Raw genomic sequence first — 17,541 nt, 5'->3', positions numbered from 1 at the left:
ATGACTAGAAGACGACGAACACTGAATGAAGCCCTTCGCTGGGCTTCTCTTTTTTTACAACAGCATAAAAGAGAGCCAAAGGTGGCTGAAATATTATTACAACACCATACTGGCTTAGCGCGAGCAGACTTTTTAGCTTCGCTGAGAGATTCGCTCACCTGCGAAGCGGACGAACAGTTTATCAAAGATATTGAGGCACATGCAGCAACTGGAGTTCCTATTCAACATTTAATGGGAAAAGAATCTTTTTACGGACGCGATTTTTCTGTTAATCGTCATGTTTTGATACCTAGACCGGAGACAGAAGAATTGGTTGCCGGAGTGCTTGATTATCTATCTGCCTTCGACGTAAACCGCCCGATAACACTCGTCGATGTTGGCACAGGCAGCGGCATTATTGCCGTTACGCTAAAATGTGAACAGCCTGCTGCTGAGGTGATTGCAGCTGATATATCAGCGGAAGCTTTGGCTGTTGCTGAGCATAATGCCAAGCAGCATGGAAGTGAAATTGCCTTTTTACAAGGGGATTTTCTTCAGCCGCTGATTGACAGGCAAATCTCTGTCGATGTCTTAGTTTCCAACCCGCCTTATATTCCCTATCAAGATAAGGAAACACTTTCGGATACAGTGAAAAATTATGACCCCGGCTTGGCGCTATTCGCTGACCAGGAAGGACTGGCTGCTTATGATAAAATTCTTCGCCAGGCTGGCCAGGTGTTAAATAAGCCGGGACTGATTGCTTTCGAGATCGGCCATCAGCAAGGGGACCGAGTTTCCCGGTTGATCCGCAGCCAGTTTCCTGCAAGTGAAATCGAGGTAAGAAAAGATATCAATGGAAAAGACCGGATGGTATTTGTTCAAGCAAAGTAAATGAGGGATAAAAAAAATAGTAGATTACCAGTTTAAAAGCATCGCCTCCTGTCCATACTGTTGCTAAGCAGTTAAGAAAGGGGCAGGAAGCATGCGCAGTTATATTATTTATTTTATTATTTTTTTGGCACTATTAGGAGTTCTTCCAACCAAAGGATTAGGAGAATGGGATCAAAGCAGCAGTGCAGACTACCAGGTTATCCCGGATGATGCGATTCGCTTGCGCATATTAGCAAATAGTGATGGTGAAAACGACCAGGAGCTGAAGCGGAAAATCCGCGACCGGGTCAATAATAATATTACAGAGTGGGTCAAGGAAATAGATGATATCGAGGAAGCGAGGGAGACCATCCAAAACAAGCTTCCGCAAATAAAAGCTACCGTGAAAACAGTTCTTGAGGAACAAGGATCACACCAATCCTATCAAGTAGACTATGGTGATCGGGTGAATTTTCCTGCAAAAGTGTATGGATCTTATATTTACCCGGCTGGCGAATACGAAGCGATTTTAATCACACTTGGAAATGGCAATGGCGCTAACTGGTGGTGTGTACTATTCCCGCCATTATGCTTCCTCGATTTTTCTGACGGGACCACTGTTGCCGAAACAGATAAAGAAACAGAAGAAGCCGAAGCAGAGCAAGTGGGCGAGGAAGAAGTGGAAGTGAAATTTTTTCTTTTTGAATGGTTTAGTTAAATCTATCATATTTCCTTTCTATCAATCATAGAATAGACTAAGTGAAGGCCGGAGAGATGCTAGATCTGGACACTGAATATGTTGATAGGGAGTGTATGGATGAAACTGATAAGCGCGAGCCAATTGGATGATCAAGCATTAGAGGTTTTTTTTGAAGGATCCTGGAATACCTTCTCTGAACAGCAATCGTTGAGAGAGTATGGACGGTTAATTGATTACCAGGGAGAGTATAAAGCATTTTTTGCCCTGATTCCTGTTGAGAAGTCAGGTTATTGGCTGAAAAGCCTGTACATTAAGGATGGAGTGCCCGGTTCTTTTCCGCTGGCAATTATTGAAACGGCAATTGCTATGGCCAGCGAGCAAAAAGGGACTGGCCTGTTCATTCACAGTCACCAGCCTGCGTTAGATACATTGCTGTCGTTATTGGAGTTTCAGAAAGAACCATCTCCTGCCTTTCCAGAAGGCCAGGATTTAACCGAAGGCCAGTGGTGGACAAAGAAATTACGCACAGGAACGCACGAACATTAAGCTGCCTGTTTGCAGTAGTGTATAGAGGGAACTTAACCGTACAAGGCGTGGGTGATATCGCATTTAATTACCAAAGGGATAGCTGAATGGTTATCCACAAATCACCTTGATTACTGTTGATAAGTTGTGGAATACTGCAAATAAACCCTGCCGGCTGGCAAGATGTGTGGATAAATGCAAGGGTTGGAAAATAATCTATCCTTCCATTATTTGATCGAGTTATTTGCTCTGAAACACCCTTGTCATCCCGGCGGTGCCAGGGGTTGTGGTTTTTCTGCCAAGCATGCGGCTTTTTTGTGGCAAGCACCAGTATAACGAAGAGGAAACTTGCGGAATTGCCTGAATAATTACATAATGTGGATAAAGTGTTAATAACTTATCTGTTTTATGCTTGGAGGTTACCTGCCAAGCTTTTATTAATAAAGGAGTTAATCGAAATGATAGACACGAAAGTATGGAAACTAGAGGAACATAAAGAGATACAGCGGGCAGTCAGTGAAGCGGCGGAATTACTAACCGATCGGCAAGTAGTCGCTTTTCCGACAGAAACAGTATATGGGCTTGGTGCAGATGCAACAAGCTATGAGGCGGTAGAAAAAATATTCCAAGCGAAGGGGAGGCCGTCCGATAATCCGCTGATTGTACACTTTGCAGATAAATCGCAAATGAACGATTACGTGAAACTAATCCCGGAAATCGCTGAACAGCTGTTAGCAGCATTTACGCCAGGTCCATTGACAATCATTTTAAAAAGCAATGGAACAATTGCTGAAAATGTAACAGCTGGCCTGTCTTCAATTGCTGTCAGAATTCCGGATCATCCAGTTGCGAGCGCCCTTCTGCAAGCTTGCCGTCTGCCGCTGGCCGCACCGAGCGCTAATAAATCAGGAAGGCCGAGCCCCACAACTGCTAATCATGTCTACGATGATTTAAATGGCAGAATTGCCGGGTTGTTAGACGGCGGTACAACTGGGGTTGGGGTTGAATCAACGGTCGTTGATTGTACAAGTAATGTACCAATCATTTTACGGCCGGGCGGAGTAACGCGCGAGCAATTAGAAGAAGTGCTTGGTACTGTTATGGTAGATCCTGCTCTTGCAGAACAAGTGACTGAAAATGAGCAGAATCAAACACCACGGTCACCTGGTATGAAGTACACCCACTATGCACCTGAGGCTCCACTGTGGCTTGTTGAAGGGGATGCGGAATTCCTGCAGGCCCAAATTGATGACTGTAAACAGAACGGCTACAAAACAGGTGTAATAGCCAGCAGGGAAATGGCGCAAGTAATCCGTGCGGATAATATTAAAGTGTGTGGATCACATAAAAATTTAAATGAAGTAGCAGTCCATCTATACGATACATTGAGAGCTTTCAAAAAATCAGATGTCGATATCATCCTTTGTGAAACTTATTCCGAAACAGGCGTCGGCCAAGCAGTTATGAATCGACTAAACAAAGCTGCCAGCAAAAAACTCAGCCAACTATATTAAGCATATAAAGAAAGAATGGTTTTTCCTCATCTTCACATGGGAGAGTTTCTGGCAGTTTGGCATATAACTTGTCTCTCCGGCATATAGTGGAATAGCATGTCCGGAGAGGGGTTGGCGGTATGGCTGGTGTGAATGCGGGGGAATATATTTCCTTGATTTTTATGGCAGCGGCTTTAGGGATGGACGCATTTTCTGTTGGTTTAGGAATGGGGATGCAGGCCTTAAGGCTGAAACGGATATTTATCGTTGGTATTTCGGTTGGCATATTCCACATGCTTATGCCGTTTATTGGAATCGTGGTCGGCAAATTCATTTCCACTAAAATAGAAGGCTTTGCCATTCTTGGCGGCGGCTTGCTGCTGTTTGCACTAGGCATGCAAATGCTGCTGTCTTCTTTTAACCGGGAACATAAAAAGCTGATCAGTCCAATTGGAATTGGACTCATTTTATTCTCATTAAGCGTCAGCCTTGATAGCTTTTCGGTTGGCTTAAGTCTTGGCATGTCAGGAGTAAGGACCTTTCTGGCAATCATGTTGTTCGGGTTATTCAGCGCCATGCTGACATGGTCCGGCCTGCTGCTTGGGAGGAAGGCTAGAGGCCTGATGGGTGTGTATAGTGAATTGCTAGGCGGAAGTATCTTGTGTGCGTTTGGATTAAAAATTATATTCGGGTAATAGCTGGTCGTCTCCTTATACTAAAGAGGAGGCGGCCTTTTTTGTTGTCACAGGGTTCCTTGCTTATTTTCTGCAAAGAAACGGATAGGATGAAAGTTATCGTTTCCCGCGAGAACTTTCAGGCTAAATGATATAATGAAAAAGAATAAATATACGGACACGGAATGTAGGGATACATGATGAGCTCGTTTCTTTCATTCCATTATTTACAGCTGGAGGTATCAGGAAATGAGGATTTTGTTCGTTTGTACAGGAAATACCTGTCGCAGTCCGATGGCGGAAGCCTTGCTGAAAGAAAAACTGCCCGAGGCAGAGGTTGAATCTGCCGGGATCTTCGCCGGTAAAGGACAGCGCGCTTCGCAAAGCACTCTGGATGTTCTGGCGAGGAAGCAAATCAAGATGGATCACCAATCACAACCGGTAACTCTGGATTTGCTGCATTGGGCCGATTTGGTTTTAACCATGACATCCCAGCATAAACAATCGCTTGCCATGCAATATCCGGCTTTCAACGAGAAATTGTTTACCCTTAAAGAGTATGTGATGGAAGGCGACCAGGAAACCTGGGAGAAGCTGAAAAAGGCTTATTCGGATTTAGAAGAAAAGCGGGCCATTTTTATGAAAGAAAACGGTAAAAAGATGGACCCTTATAAAATGGATAAAGCGCTGCATGATTATTTGCGGGAAGAAATAAATAATATTCGCCAACTAGAGGCGATCCTGCCCAATTACGACATTTCCGATCCCTTTGGCGGAAATGTAAATACGTATCAGGTAACTTTGCAAGAAATTGAAAAGTATATTGAACTGCTCGCAAAAAAGATAGACAATAGATAGAAATGGTACTCGCCGATCGCGAGGAATTTACGGCTGGAGAGGGCAAGCTTCCTGATTAAATGCAGAGAAGAGATGGCTGGGAAAAACAGGATGAGAGCAGAACGGCTGTCCATCCACTTGTTTCTTCTATACTTGAAAGGAAGTGTAGGAGAAGTTCTTGCAAGATATTATTTTTCGGGACAAGACGCAAAAAATGGAGTCTGGTTTTTGCTCTGCTGCAGCGCACCCTTTGCTATCTCTTGCTGCTTCGATGGAAGTATTTAAAGCCATCAATGGTTAATCTAAAACCCTTCGACCATGCCAGTATACTTACAAAAACGCCAAGTTGGAAAAGGAGCATAAATAATGAAAGTGATTCTAGCCTCTGATCATGGAGGTATAAGCTTACGTAAAGAAATAAGCGGACTGCTGGAGGAAATGAATATTGAATATCAAGATATTGGTTGTGACTGCGCTGATTCCGTTGATTATCCTGATTATGGAATTCCTGCAGCTGAACGAGTGGCCAGCGGCGAATTTGATAAAGGAATATTAATTTGCGGAACAGGGATAGGTATGTCGATTTCGGCGAATAAAGTAAAAGGGATTCGTGCTGCATTAGTTCATGATGTGTTTAGTGCCAAGGCGACTAGAGAACATAATGATTCGAATATGATTACCATGGGGGAACGGGTTATCGGGCCTGGTTTGGCCAGGGAAATCGTCAAAACATGGTTGGAAACAGAATTCCAGGCAGGGCGCCATGCAAACAGGATCGGCAAAATTGCTGACTACGAAACCAAGTAAAAAACCAATCTAGATGCAGGGAACTGTTCTCACAGAAATGGAGGTTGTATGGATGAAGCACTTGCAGGAAGAGCTGGCAGCGCTAGTTGACGAATGGCTGTCTACGGGGTATTTAAAACAGGGCCAGCTGTTTGTAGTCGGTTGTTCTACGAGCGAGGTTGCCGGCCAGCGTATCGGTACATCTGGAAGTGAGGAGATAGCTTCGGTTATTTTCAGTGAGATGGAACGTCTTCAGAAAAACTCCGGGATTCAACTAACTTTTCAATGTTGTGAGCACTTAAACCGTGCTCTCGTCATGGAAAGAGACACTCTGGTTCAGCGAGGATACCAACAAGTTACGGCTGTTCCTGTCCCTAAGGCGGGCGGATCGATGGCTTCCTATGCTTATAAGCACTTCCGCGAACCAGTGCTTGCCGAAACTATTTCAGCCGATGCAGGTATGGATATCGGAGAAACAATGATAGGTATGCATCTGCGCCGGGTGGCAGTGCCGCTAAGATTTAAACAGCGTTCTGCCGGAAATGCCAGAGTTAATACAGCCAGAACACGCCCGAAGTTAATTGGCGGCGAGCGTGCAGTTTACCCGCAAGACGATTCGGGTGTTTTCTGCGACTAATTAATGTTACTATTTTGATAGATTGAATAAATATGTTCCTCTGTGTTTTCCCAGAGGGAGTTAACGATGCAGTGTTTGTTTTTCAGTCGCTGCAGCCGCCAGTCAGGCCTTATAATGGCCGATGGCAGGAAATTCAGTAACCAATACGATTAAGGGGGCATTACGCAATGGAACATGTGAAACAAAAGGATCAAGAGCTTTTTCAGGCAATCGAGGATGAAAGAAGGCGCCAAAACGACAAAATCGAATTGATAGCGTCTGAAAATTTTGTATCGCAAGCGGTTATGGAAGCACAAGGTTCCGTACTCACCAATAAGTATGCAGAAGGTTATCCTGGCCGACGCTATTATGGCGGTTGCGAATATGTCGATGTTGCAGAGGATCTAGCCCGTGACCGCGCAAAGGAATTGTTTGGGGCAGATCATGCTAATGTACAGCCGCACTCCGGTGCCCAGGCTAACATGGCTGTGTACTTTACCGCATTGGAAATCGGCGATACAGTACTTGGTATGAATTTAAGCCACGGCGGCCATTTAACCCATGGCAGTCCTGTCAATTTCAGCGGCAAGCTTTATAACTTCGAAGAGTATGGAGTGGACAAAGACAGGGAGCAGCTTGATTATGAAGACATCCTTGCGAAAGCAAAAGAGTTGCAGCCGAAGTTGATCGTAGCGGGAGCAAGTGCTTATTCGCGAAAAATCGATTTTGCAAAGTTCCGTGAAATTGCCGATGAAGTAGGAGCTTATTTGATGGTAGATATGGCTCATATTGCTGGCCTTGTGGCAGCTGGACTTCACCCAAACCCAGTTCCATATGCTGACTTTGTCACGACTACTACCCATAAAACATTAAGAGGTCCTCGCGGCGGAATGATTTTATGCAAGGAAGAATTTGCGAAAAAAATTGATAAATCCGTGTTTCCAGGAATGCAGGGCGGTCCATTAATGCATGTGATTGCTGCCAAAGCGATGGCTTTCAAGGAAGCTTTGCAGGATGATTTTAAGACGTACTCTCAACAAATTATCGATAATGCGAAGCGGCTAGGTGAATCTTTGCAAAAGGAAGGAATCCGTATCGTATCCGGCGGAACAGATAACCATTTGCTGTTATTGGATTTGCGTGGCCTGGAATTGACAGGAAAAGTTGCTGAAGAAGCGTTGGATAATGTTGGCCTGACTACCAATAAAAATACGATTCCGTTTGATCCGGAAAGTCCATTTGTAACCAGCGGAATTCGTATTGGTACTGCCGCTGTAACAAGCCGCGGCTTTGGCCTGGAGGAAATGGATGAAGTAGGTGCCATAATTGCATTTACCTTGAAAAACCACGGCAATCAGGAAAAGTTAGAGGAAGCAAAATCCAGAGTCAAAGCTTTAACAGACAAATTCCCGTTATATCAGAATTAGTGGCAGACTTAACTGCGCATTAAAAAAGCTTTCCCTTCTCCAAAAGACTGGTGATGGGAAAGCTTTTTCCGTAAATTTCCTTCTAATCACCCTTTTAAAATTTCGCTTACATGGGTATACCGATTTTAGGAGGGACGACAATGAATGATAAGACAACAGTTTCTATTGGCGGAGTAGTAGAAACGGAAGAAGGGTATAACCTGCACATAAAAGGGTATGATGCCGTCCAACGAAGAGAGTTTAATGACTTATTCACTTTCGACGGTTTCCTTGTGCGCGGGAGGCATATTGACCCGAGACAGGACCCTCTTTCACCAGATTGCCGGCTTTTAATAAAAAGAAAAGTGATAGAAGTTGTAACTGAAAAAGAAGAGGATTAACTATTTATAACCCGCCATCATCTTCCCTGGTGATGGCTTTTTGTCTGCATTCCCAAGGCATTGCTGAATAAATTCGGCATTTACGGAAAGGGACGCTTGAAAGCAGACGTTTTTTTCAGTACAATTTTAAGGATGCAAATATACCAAAGGAGTGATCGGAACGTGGGAAATGTATATGTACTGGATCATCCATTAATTCAACACAAGTTAACTTACATACGTAAGAAAAGTACAGGGACTAAAGAATTCCGCGAATTGGTTGATGAGGTAGCGGGATTGATGGCATTCGAAATCACTAGAGATTTGCCGGTGGAAGAGATTACCATCGATACCCCTGTTACACAAGCAAAGACAAAAACGCTTAGTGGTAAAAAGATAGGGCTTGTTCCTATCCTGCGTGCCGGGCTCGGTATGGTAGACGGCATTTTGAGCTTGATTCCAGCTGCGAAAGTAGGCCATGTCGGTCTTTATCGTGATCCTGAGACGTTAAAACCAGTGGAATACTACATTAAGCTGCCATCAGACATTGAAGAACGTGAATTGATTGTCATAGATCCGATGCTGGCGACAGGTGGATCTGCAAACGATGCTATTCACTCCTTAAAGAAGCGCGGTGCTAAGAACATTAAATTGATGTGTTTAATTGCTGCGCCTGAAGGTGTAGAAGTAATTAAAGAAGAACATCCTGATGTTGATATTTATCTAGCTTCCCTCGATGAAAAATTGGACGAGAAGGGCTATATCGTGCCGGGGTTAGGCGATGCCGGCGACCGTTTATTTGGTACAAAATAAGCAGTAAATAGTAAGGAGTGGCATTTCATGGGGAAACCGATCAAGGTGATGACAATTTTCGGCACAAGGCCGGAAGCAATCAAAATGGCTCCTTTAGTGCTTGAGCTAAATAAGCGGCCGGAACAATTTGAAGCGATTGTTACAGTTACGGCACAACATAGAGAAATGCTCGACCAAGTACTTGGCATTTTTGGAATCACTCCTGATTATGATTTAAATATCATGAAGTCTCGTCAGACCTTGGCGCAAATTACTAATAGAGCCCTCGAAGGCCTGGACGAAGTGATGAAGCAGACCAACCCTGATATCGTACTTGTCCATGGCGATACGACAACGACCTTTGCTGCTTCACTCGCAGCTTATTATAATCAAATTGCGGTCGGCCACGTGGAAGCCGGGCTGCGCACATGGAATAAATATTCACCATATCCGGAAGAAATGAATCGCCAGCTGACAGGCATTATGGCAGATCTCCATTTTTCTCCGACAAACCAATCAAAGCAAAATCTAATCAAGGAAAACAAGCCGGCGGATAGCATTTTTGTGACTGGAAATACAGCGATTGATGCACTTAAGACAACTGTCGATTCGAATTATTCCAGTAAAATCCTTGATAAGCTTGGAGGAAAGCGCCTAGTGTTGATGACCGCCCACCGCCGGGAAAATCTCGGCTCCAACATGCAGCAAATGTTTCGTGCCATCAAGCGGTTGGTCGAGACCCATGACGATATCCAAGTCGTTTATCCGGTCCACTTAAATCCGGTAGTCCGGGAAACGGCTATTGAGATTCTCGGCAACGATGATCGGATTAAGCTGATTGAACCGCTGGGCGTAGTTGATTTTCACAACTTTGCTTCCCGCGCCCACTTAATTTTAACTGATTCTGGCGGGGTTCAAGAGGAAGCACCTTCCCTTGGGGTTCCTGTTCTTGTTCTTCGGGATACGACAGAACGACCGGAAGGAATAAAGGCTGGCACATTAAAACTGGCCGGAACTGTGGAAGATAATATTTTTCATTTGGCAGATGAACTATTGTCTGATCCCGCAGCTTATGCTGCCATGGCCAAAGCCTCCAACCCGTACGGCGATGGTCAGGCTTCAGTAAGAATCGCTGAAGCCATCCGCTACCATTTTCACCAGAGAGAAGATCGGCCTGCTTCGTTTCAACTGGAAAATTAGAAAACAAATAGCGGCGTCCTGCACTGCAAAAGTGTGGGGCGCCGTTTTATTATTTGGGAGCAAAGAAGCAAAGCCTTTGCGCTCCACTATACAGTGGATCTGGAAGTAGAGCGGAAGATCAACTATGCCTGCAAGAGGAGCGAAAAAGGCGATGAGTAGAGCGAAACTCTGGGAAAGAAGATCAAATTCCCCACTCTAACAGATATCCTCTTCATTATTCTCCTCCTATCAGCAAATTAGTTGTTCTGCTCATGCATGTTTCCTCTCTGTAAACAGATAATAAGCTAAAAAGAGGAGGGACTATTTTGCCTGTTAAACAGATTGCATTGCTAGCCATATTTGCTCTCCTCCTCGTACTATTACCCGCTGTACCTCCCACTGTAGCAACTGAAGAACCTCAGTCAGTAATTCTAGAGGTCGATGGAAATCCCCATGAATATAAAGACTTTATTGAAAAATATCATCCGTTTATTGAGGTGTTGCAAGTCTATGACACCCTTTTTACTGGATTGGCTGTTCGGGGAAAAGCTCATCAACTGGAAAAGATAGAAACTGAATCATTCATCAGAAAAAGCTACCCTGTCCAGACATACCGGACTAACACGGAGGATAGTATCTCTTTTCTGAAGAAGTCCCCTTTTTTTACGACCGGAACAGGCGCTGAATATACAGGGAAGGGTGTCAAAATCGGTGTTATTGATACTGGTATTGACTACACCCATCCGGACCTGTCTGCCAATTTTAAAGGCGGGTTCGATTTAGTTGATTTAGATGATAACCCGATGGAAACCTTGGCAGAACAAGGCATGCCTACACTTCATGGCAGTCATGTCGCTGGAATTATTGCGGCTGATGGGAAAATGAAAGGGGTAGCTCCGGGTGCGGAGTTGTACGGTTATCGGGCGCTTGGGCCTGGCGGTATGGGAACGTCCATCCAGGTTATTGCTGCTCTGGAGAAAGCGGTCAAAGACGGAATGGATATCATTAATATGTCGCTGGGCAGTTCGGTAAATGGCCCCGATTGGCCAACTAGTGCGGCAGTTAATCGTGCCATCGATCACGGGGTGTCCGTTGTCGTGGCTAATGGCAATGAAGGGCCCGATAACTGGACAGTAGGCTCACCTGCTACCTCGGACAAAGCAATTTCTGTCGGAGCATCCACTCCGCCAATCACTACTCCATATCTATATGATCAATTGCATAACAAAAAAATTCCCCTGGCTCTGTTGATGGGTTCCGCCCTATGGGACCTTCAAAAAAAATACCCCATCGTGCACCGAAGCATGGAGGAGGGGGATATTAGGGACGCCCGCGGTAAAATCGTCTTACTTGAAAGAGGGGCAGTTCCTTTTTCTCAGAAAGCACGTGCTGCAGAAAAGGCGGGTGCAGCAGCGGTTGTTATTTATAACAATGAAAAGGGCACTTTCCACGGATCGGTGGACGACGGCAAAAAACCAATTGGTATTCCAGTGGCTGCTATTTCCCAAGCGGATGGGAAATGGCTTATCGACAATGCGCAGGATGAGGAATGGATCGAAACCGTTTATGAGGAAAAGCAGGATTTAATGGCGGAATTCAGTTCCAGAGGCCCGGTAACGGTTAATTGGGAAATCAAGCCGGAAATTGTTGCTCCAGGTGCATCCATCACGAGCACCGTTCCAGGCGGGTATCAGGAATTGCAAGGCACCAGTATGGCCGCTCCCCATGTTGCAGGGGGATTGGCCCTCGTGAAACAGGCACACCCTGATTGGAGCCACGACCAATTAAAAGGGGCATTGCTTACTACGGCCCTTCCAGTCAACGACGAGCAAGGAAACCGATACGATCCAATCATTCAAGGGATGGGCAGGATGCAGGTTGCAAAAGCGATCAAAACAGAAACAATTCTTCACAACCCTTTATTGACCTTTGGGAAAATCGAAAAAATGAAGGAGCACCATGTCTACAAGCTTAAAATAGAAAACACGACCAAAAAAGAAAAAGAATATTATTTTGACATGGCCGAACAGAAACAAGGAATGAGATGGGACCTGCCGGCAAGTTTTACTATTCCGCCGGGGGAGACAGCAACTATTCCTATCAAGCTTTCTGTTACAGGGTCACTGCTTGACAAAGGAATCCATCAAGGCTGGCTTACTTTAAAGCAGGAGGATCTTTCCTATCACTTACCATATCTATTTCTGATTAAAGAAGCTGATTATCCGAAGGCGATGGGGGTTGAGTTTAGCTTAAAGGCTTTCACAGATGAAGAGTATCAGTTTCGTATGTATTTGCCGGAGGGGGCAGAAAAGCTAAGTGTTGATTTATATAATCCGGAAACCCTGAGGTTTGACCGTACAATTGTGGAACTGAAGGACCAACAGCCAGGGTTGATAGAAGGTGCATTGGATAAGAGAGAAGTTGGAAAAAAGGGTCAATATCTTGCCAATGTCATTATTAGGACAGACAGGGACCATAAGTACAGTTACCCTACGATGATCAACATTGAATAAAAGAACAGGGCCTGCTTCCGCCTTCCCATTTGGCAGAGGGGGCCTTGTCCTTATTTAATGATGTTATTTCTTTTACATTTGTCACAAATTTGTCGCTTTTTCCATAGTTTTATTTCTTATATAATAGAGAAGGGTGCATTATGGTTTATTCATATTGATGGCGGAATTTCCAAAATCTACTTTCTCCCGTAAACCGATTGACATTGCCTGACCCCTATTGTATGCTAATCAAGTGTGGAATGATAAGGGTTTCATAAGGAGAGGCATATGCTTTTTCCTTGTTTTGAAAGCACCCAGCTTGTAAGATGAATGTTAATCGTCCTAAACGATTGCCGGGAGGATTTTTCGAAATGTTTTGCCAATCGGACAAAATTTTTTTGTTCTTTTGAGGAAAAACCAACCGTGAAGCTGGCCATACATCTTACCAAGCAAGGCAGCCTTTTTCCACAACCAGCGAGCATTCCGTCAATCAGTCTAAGGATGAGTTGCCAGGATTTGGAGCCGGTACATAATAAGCATCCGTAATAATGGAAGTAACCACGGGGGAACAAATAATATGCAGCAATATGAACACATGGTAACCCGCCAGCGCAGATGGATGCTTTTTCTTCTCGCTTTACTTGTACTTGGAGCCGGGTTTACTCCGTATCCACGTATCTTCCTCGGACTTCTTCTAGGAACAGTGATAAGTTTTTATAATTTATGGCTGATGCAAAGAAAGATCATGCAACTAGGACAAGCCGCAGTCGAACAACGCTCTACCAGAGGAATCGGTAGCTTTTCCCGATTAGCTGCAGCAGCCGCTGCTGTGCTTATCGCCCTTCAATTCGAAGAATATTTCCATATTATTGGTGTGTTAATTGGATTAATGACTTCTTATGTTGTCATTATGATAGATTTTGCTTTATTTAGATTAAAAGACTAGCGCTGGGAAGAGAGGTGAAGAATTTTGGATCATGAAAAACCCTTACTTCTGGACTTATTTGGAATTTCATGGCTTGATTTCAATTTGTCCAATGTTTTGATGATCGCGATCGCATCTACCCTTGTTTTTATCCTGGGGGTCGCCGCATCAAGAAAGCTGCAGATGAAGCCAACAGGTCTCCAAAATTTCATGGAATGGGTCATCGATTTCGTGAAAGGTATTGTAGGAGACACGATGGATTGGAAGACAGGGAAGACTTTTCTGCCGTTAGGTTTAACACTAATCACTTATATCTTTGTAAGTAACTTACTTGGTGTCGCCTTTATGACAGTAGATTCAGAACACCATTTATGGTGGAAGTCCCCAACATCGGATGCAGGTATCACACTAACCTTATCAACCATGGTAATTGTGTTGACTCACTATTATGGCATTAAGATAAGGGGTGTAAAAGAATACGGAAAAGATTATTTCCGTCCTTTGCCGTTCTTATTCCCGATAAAGCTGCTGGAAGAGTTTTCGAATACGTTGACACTTGGTCTTCGTCTTTTCGGTAACATCTATGCAGGGGAAATCTTGCTTGGTTTACTGGCGGGTCTGACCGCTTCAGGTGTGGCAGGATTTCTGGGAGGAGCAATCCCAATGCTTGCCTGGCAAGGTTTCAGTTTGTTCATTGGAGCCATCCAAGCGTTTATTTTCACTATGTTGACAATGGTTTACATGTCTCACAAAGTGAGCGCAGACCATTAAAATTATATACCGAGTTTATACCCGCTGGGCCGAATGGCCAAACAGTCAGGGTTATGCTCAACAGGTTTAGGGCTGGCTTCCCAGAGGCCGGTTTAGAAAGACGGAACACAGGAATTAAATAAATTCATATATTTTAGAGGAGGATTTTTATTATGGGAGCATTAGCAGCTGCAATCGCAGTAGGACTAGCCGCACTAGGCGCAGGTATTGGTAACGGATTGATTGTAAGTCGTACAGTAGAAGGGATCGCTCGCCAGCCAGAATTGCGCAGTGCGCTTCAAACTACTATGTTCATTGGTGTTGGTTTGGTTGAGGCTATGCCGATCATCGCGGTAGTTATCGCACTTATCGTCATGTAACAGAAATTCTAGATAAAACTTAAATAAAATGGCGAAGTTCATTTGCTGGACTTTCGCCTTTCCTTTAACTAAAGAAACTTAAACTGACGAATGAACCTGTTACAGATGACGAAAGGAGTGAATGCTGTGCAATACACAGGTTGGCTGATTATAAACGCTGGACCCGGTGGTCTATACGTCGGAGACATGTTAACCCAGTTGTTCTTCTTTATTGTATTATTGATTCTATTGCGCAAGTTTGCATGGGGTCCTTTGATGAATGTAATGAAGCAAAGGGAAGATCATATAGCTAGTGAAATAGAAACAGCGGAAAAAAACCGCGCCGATGCTGAACGTTCTTCCCGCGAAGCTGCGGAAGAACTGAAACAAACCCGCCAGGAAGCACAAACGATTATCGAGAATGCGAAAAAGGCTGGGCAAAAGCAAGAGCAGCAAATAATTGAAGCAGCGCGCGAAGCTGCCGAACGCATAAAGGTTTCTGCCCGGGAAGACATCGAGCAGGAGAAAGAAAAAGCAATCAAAGCCCTCCAAGATCAAGTGGCGACCTTATCCGTGCGAATCGCTAGTAAGGTGATTGAAAAAGAAATCAGCGCCCAGGATCAAGAGCAGTTGATCAATGAATATATTAAAGAGGCAGGAGAAGAGCGATGAGTGAAGCAATAGTTGCCAAACGATACGCAGATGCTCTTTTTCAACTGGCAGATGAAAAATCTGCCATAGACCAAATGGAACAGCAGTTTTATATTTTGAAAGAAGTATTTCAAAACAATAATGAATTATTACCTTTCCTGAAGCATCCAAGAGTAAATAATGATAAAAAGAAACAGCTCATTCGTGAGACGTTTCAAGACTTTTCTTCCGATGTGGTCAATACATTATCCTTATTGGTTGATCGCCATCGAGAAGAACTCATTCCATCCATAATTAGTCACTTTATCGAATTAGTACATGATGTGAAAGGGATAGCGGAAGCGAAGGTTTATTCTGTTCGGGAGTTGACCGAAGACGAAAAGGTCCAACTCTCACAGGTTTTTGCCAAAAAGCTTGGTAAGAATACATTGAAGATTACCAATATTGTCGACCCATCTATTCTTGGCGGCGTCAGGCTCAAAATTGGTAATACGATATATGATGGAACTATCAGCGGCAAGCTTGAACGAATAGAACGGAATATTGTATCCGCGAAATAATTGATGATAGGGGTGAAATGGCATGAGCATTAAAGCTGAAGAAATCAGTGCACTGATAAAACAGCAAATTGAAAATTATCAATCTGACATAGAAGTCAATGATGTAGGTACAGTTATTGAAATTGGTGACGGGATTGCCCGTGCTCATGGTCTTGATGACGTCATGGCTGGAGAACTTGTTGAGTTCGCCAACGGTGTCATGGGAATGGCGCAGAACCTGGAAGAAAGCAACGTAGGTATCGTTATTCTTGGACCATATACAGAAATCCGCGAAGGCGATGAAGTTCGCCGGACAGGGCGGATCATGCAGGTGCCAGTAGGGGAGGAATTACTAGGACGAGTAGTAAACCCGCTTGGCCAGCCAGTAGACGGTAAAGGGCCAATGGACACAAGCAAAACCCGTCCAATAGAATCTCCGGCACCAGGGGTAATGGACCGTAAATCTGTCCATGAACCGCTGCAAACCGGTATTAAAGCAATCGATGCACTTGTGCCGATTGGACGGGGACAGCGTGAGCTAATCATCGGTGACCGCCAAACTGGTAAAACAACGGTTGCCATCGATGCAATTTTAAATCAAAAAGACCAGGATATGATTTGTATCTACGTAGCGATCGGACAGAAGGACTCCACAGTCCGCGGTACAGTAGAAACATTGCGCCGTTATGGTGCCCTGGATTATACCATTGTTGTATCAGCAGGTGCATCTGAGCCCGCGCCGCTACTTTACCTGGCTCCGTATGCAGGCGTAACTATGGGCGAAGAATTTATGTACAATGGCAAGCACGTACTTGTTGTATATGATGATTTGTCAAAACAAGCAGCAGCATATCGTGAACTTTCCTTGCTGCTTCGCCGCCCGCCAGGCCGTGAAGCATTCCCTGGTGATGTTTTCTACCTGCATTCCCGTTTATTAGAGCGTGCAGCTAAATTGAGCGATGATAAAGGTGCTGGTTCTTTAACTGCGTTGCCTTTCGTTGAAACACAAGCTGGCGATATTTCAGCATATATTCCGACAAACGTTATTTCCATTACCGATGGACAGATTTTCTTGCAATCCGACCTGTTTTTCTCGGGTGTAAGACCGGCAATCAACCCGGGTCTTTCTGTATCTCGTGTAGGTGGATCTGCTCAAATTAAAGCAATGAAAAAGGTATCCGGTACACTACGACTAGACCTAGCCTCTTACCGTGAACTTGAATCATTTGCCCAGTTCGGTTCCGATTTGGACAAAGCAACACAATCCAAGCTTAACCGTGGTGCACGTACTGTGGAAGTATTAAAACAGGGCTTGCACAAGCCGTTAAAAGTTGAAAACCAAGTAATGATTATTTATGCGTTGACTAGAGGATATTTGGATGATATCCCTGTAGAAGATATTACCCGCTTTGAAGCTGAATTCCATGAATGGCTGGGAAGCAACAAAGCAGAGCTACTAAAAACAATCCGTGAAACAGGACAGCTGGCAGAAACTGAGGATATGAACAGTGCAGTAGAAGAGTTCAAGAAATCCTTTGTTGCATCTGCCTAAGACTTCTTGAATGTAACCAGAAATTCGATCGTTAAC

The 17,541-nt window shown here is 44.3% G+C and carries 20 protein-coding genes; all 20 read left to right on the top strand.

Going from position 1 to position 17,541, the window contains the following annotated elements:
- Nucleotides 1–870, top strand: coding sequence for a peptide chain release factor N(5)-glutamine methyltransferase (prmC, locus tag BLR93_RS09675; RefSeq protein WP_093213728.1), 870 nt, complete (start codon nt 1–3; stop codon nt 868–870).
- A gap of 91 nt (nt 871–961) precedes the next feature.
- The gene (spoIIR, locus tag BLR93_RS09670; protein ID WP_093213726.1) at nt 962–1,567 is read left to right on the top strand and encodes a stage II sporulation protein R; all 606 of its coding nucleotides are present in this window, start codon (nt 962–964) and stop codon (nt 1,565–1,567) included.
- 99 nt (nt 1,568–1,666) lie between these two features.
- The gene (locus BLR93_RS09665; RefSeq protein WP_093213723.1) at nt 1,667–2,095 is read left to right on the top strand and encodes a hypothetical protein; all 429 of its coding nucleotides are present in this window, start codon (nt 1,667–1,669) and stop codon (nt 2,093–2,095) included.
- A 440-nt stretch (nt 2,096–2,535) separates the two neighbouring features.
- Nucleotides 2,536–3,588 (top strand): L-threonylcarbamoyladenylate synthase, encoded by a 1,053-nt coding sequence (locus BLR93_RS09660; RefSeq protein ID WP_425440939.1) that lies wholly within the window; start codon nt 2,536–2,538, stop codon nt 3,586–3,588.
- Between the two features lie 119 nt (nt 3,589–3,707).
- Nucleotides 3,708–4,262: a manganese efflux pump MntP gene (locus BLR93_RS09655; protein WP_093213719.1), complete on the top strand. Its 555-nt coding sequence runs from the start codon at nt 3,708–3,710 to the stop codon at nt 4,260–4,262.
- Between the two features lie 228 nt (nt 4,263–4,490).
- Nucleotides 4,491–5,099 (top strand): low molecular weight protein arginine phosphatase, encoded by a 609-nt coding sequence (locus tag BLR93_RS09650; protein ID WP_093213716.1) that lies wholly within the window; start codon nt 4,491–4,493, stop codon nt 5,097–5,099.
- Nucleotides 5,100–5,256: 157 nt separating this feature from the next.
- Entirely contained in the window at nt 5,257–5,379 is a 123-nt protein-coding gene (locus BLR93_RS18375; protein WP_281241695.1) for a hypothetical protein, read from the top strand.
- A gap of 65 nt (nt 5,380–5,444) precedes the next feature.
- Nucleotides 5,445–5,885: a ribose 5-phosphate isomerase B gene (gene rpiB / locus BLR93_RS09640; protein WP_093213710.1), complete on the top strand. Its 441-nt coding sequence runs from the start codon at nt 5,445–5,447 to the stop codon at nt 5,883–5,885.
- Nucleotides 5,886–5,937: 52 nt separating this feature from the next.
- Nucleotides 5,938–6,501 (top strand): TIGR01440 family protein, encoded by a 564-nt coding sequence (locus tag BLR93_RS09635; RefSeq protein WP_093213707.1) that lies wholly within the window; start codon nt 5,938–5,940, stop codon nt 6,499–6,501.
- 167 nt (nt 6,502–6,668) lie between these two features.
- Nucleotides 6,669–7,907 carry a serine hydroxymethyltransferase gene (gene glyA, locus BLR93_RS09630; RefSeq protein ID WP_093213705.1) on the top strand — a complete coding sequence of 413 codons (1,239 nt, stop codon included), beginning with the start codon at nt 6,669–6,671 and terminating at the stop codon, nt 7,905–7,907.
- Nucleotides 7,908–8,047: 140 nt separating this feature from the next.
- A complete protein-coding gene (locus BLR93_RS09625; protein ID WP_093213702.1) occupies nt 8,048–8,287 on the top strand; it encodes a hypothetical protein in 240 nt (79 codons plus the stop codon).
- 162 nt (nt 8,288–8,449) lie between these two features.
- On the top strand, nt 8,450–9,079 hold the full coding sequence (upp, locus tag BLR93_RS09620; protein ID WP_093213699.1) for a uracil phosphoribosyltransferase: 630 nt from the start codon (nt 8,450–8,452) through the stop codon (nt 9,077–9,079).
- Nucleotides 9,080–9,106: 27 nt separating this feature from the next.
- A complete protein-coding gene (gene wecB, locus BLR93_RS09615; protein WP_093213697.1) occupies nt 9,107–10,258 on the top strand; it encodes a non-hydrolyzing UDP-N-acetylglucosamine 2-epimerase in 1,152 nt (383 codons plus the stop codon).
- A 305-nt stretch (nt 10,259–10,563) separates the two neighbouring features.
- Nucleotides 10,564–12,750 (top strand): S8 family serine peptidase, encoded by a 2,187-nt coding sequence (locus BLR93_RS18370; RefSeq protein ID WP_281241694.1) that lies wholly within the window; start codon nt 10,564–10,566, stop codon nt 12,748–12,750.
- A gap of 556 nt (nt 12,751–13,306) precedes the next feature.
- Nucleotides 13,307–13,675, top strand: coding sequence for an ATP synthase subunit I (locus BLR93_RS09605; protein ID WP_093213695.1), 369 nt, complete (start codon nt 13,307–13,309; stop codon nt 13,673–13,675).
- Nucleotides 13,676–13,699: 24 nt separating this feature from the next.
- Entirely contained in the window at nt 13,700–14,425 is a 726-nt protein-coding gene (atpB, locus tag BLR93_RS09600; RefSeq protein ID WP_093213693.1) for a F0F1 ATP synthase subunit A, read from the top strand.
- Nucleotides 14,426–14,577: 152 nt separating this feature from the next.
- Nucleotides 14,578–14,784, top strand: coding sequence for a F0F1 ATP synthase subunit C (atpE, locus tag BLR93_RS09595; RefSeq protein WP_026570770.1), 207 nt, complete (start codon nt 14,578–14,580; stop codon nt 14,782–14,784).
- A 186-nt stretch (nt 14,785–14,970) separates the two neighbouring features.
- A complete protein-coding gene (gene atpF / locus BLR93_RS09590) occupies nt 14,971–15,435 on the top strand; it encodes a F0F1 ATP synthase subunit B (protein WP_245690129.1) in 465 nt (154 codons plus the stop codon).
- The gene (locus BLR93_RS09585; protein WP_093213691.1) at nt 15,432–15,974 is read left to right on the top strand and encodes a F0F1 ATP synthase subunit delta; all 543 of its coding nucleotides are present in this window, start codon (nt 15,432–15,434) and stop codon (nt 15,972–15,974) included. Before atpF ends, BLR93_RS09585 begins: the two co-directional genes overlap by 4 nt.
- A gap of 22 nt (nt 15,975–15,996) precedes the next feature.
- Complete coding sequence (gene atpA / locus BLR93_RS09580; protein WP_093213689.1) at nt 15,997–17,505, top strand: F0F1 ATP synthase subunit alpha; 1,509 nt, start codon at nt 15,997–15,999, stop codon at nt 17,503–17,505.
- Nucleotides 17,506–17,541 lie beyond the last annotated feature (36 nt).

Source organism: Sediminibacillus albus, from assembly GCF_900101125.1.
Taxonomy (GTDB): domain Bacteria; phylum Bacillota; class Bacilli; order Bacillales; family Amphibacillaceae; genus Sediminibacillus; species Sediminibacillus albus.
This window is presented reverse-complemented; position numbering and strand designations above follow the sequence as displayed.

What these genes read in the sequence shown, in the direction of transcription:
- atpF (WP_245690129.1), top strand. Translation starts at nt 14,971, where the DNA reads ATGTTAACCCAGTTGTTCTTCTTTATTGTATTATTGATTCTATTGCGC.
- BLR93_RS09605 (WP_093213695.1), top strand. Translation starts at nt 13,307, where the DNA reads ATGCAGCAATATGAACACATGGTAACCCGCCAGCGCAGATGGATGCTT.
- BLR93_RS09625 (WP_093213702.1), top strand. Translation starts at nt 8,048, where the DNA reads ATGAATGATAAGACAACAGTTTCTATTGGCGGAGTAGTAGAAACGGAA.
- BLR93_RS09655 (WP_093213719.1), top strand. Translation starts at nt 3,708, where the DNA reads ATGGCTGGTGTGAATGCGGGGGAATATATTTCCTTGATTTTTATGGCA.
- BLR93_RS09635 (WP_093213707.1), top strand. Translation starts at nt 5,938, where the DNA reads ATGAAGCACTTGCAGGAAGAGCTGGCAGCGCTAGTTGACGAATGGCTG.
- BLR93_RS09665 (WP_093213723.1), top strand. Translation starts at nt 1,667, where the DNA reads ATGAAACTGATAAGCGCGAGCCAATTGGATGATCAAGCATTAGAGGTT.
- atpA (WP_093213689.1), top strand. Translation starts at nt 15,997, where the DNA reads ATGAGCATTAAAGCTGAAGAAATCAGTGCACTGATAAAACAGCAAATT.
- rpiB (WP_093213710.1), top strand. Translation starts at nt 5,445, where the DNA reads ATGAAAGTGATTCTAGCCTCTGATCATGGAGGTATAAGCTTACGTAAA.
- atpE (WP_026570770.1), top strand. Translation starts at nt 14,578, where the DNA reads ATGGGAGCATTAGCAGCTGCAATCGCAGTAGGACTAGCCGCACTAGGC.
- prmC (WP_093213728.1), top strand. Translation starts at nt 1, where the DNA reads ATGACTAGAAGACGACGAACACTGAATGAAGCCCTTCGCTGGGCTTCT.
- wecB (WP_093213697.1), top strand. Translation starts at nt 9,107, where the DNA reads ATGGGGAAACCGATCAAGGTGATGACAATTTTCGGCACAAGGCCGGAA.
- BLR93_RS09585 (WP_093213691.1), top strand. Translation starts at nt 15,432, where the DNA reads ATGAGTGAAGCAATAGTTGCCAAACGATACGCAGATGCTCTTTTTCAA.
- spoIIR (WP_093213726.1), top strand. Translation starts at nt 962, where the DNA reads ATGCGCAGTTATATTATTTATTTTATTATTTTTTTGGCACTATTAGGA.
- glyA (WP_093213705.1), top strand. Translation starts at nt 6,669, where the DNA reads ATGGAACATGTGAAACAAAAGGATCAAGAGCTTTTTCAGGCAATCGAG.
- BLR93_RS09650 (WP_093213716.1), top strand. Translation starts at nt 4,491, where the DNA reads ATGAGGATTTTGTTCGTTTGTACAGGAAATACCTGTCGCAGTCCGATG.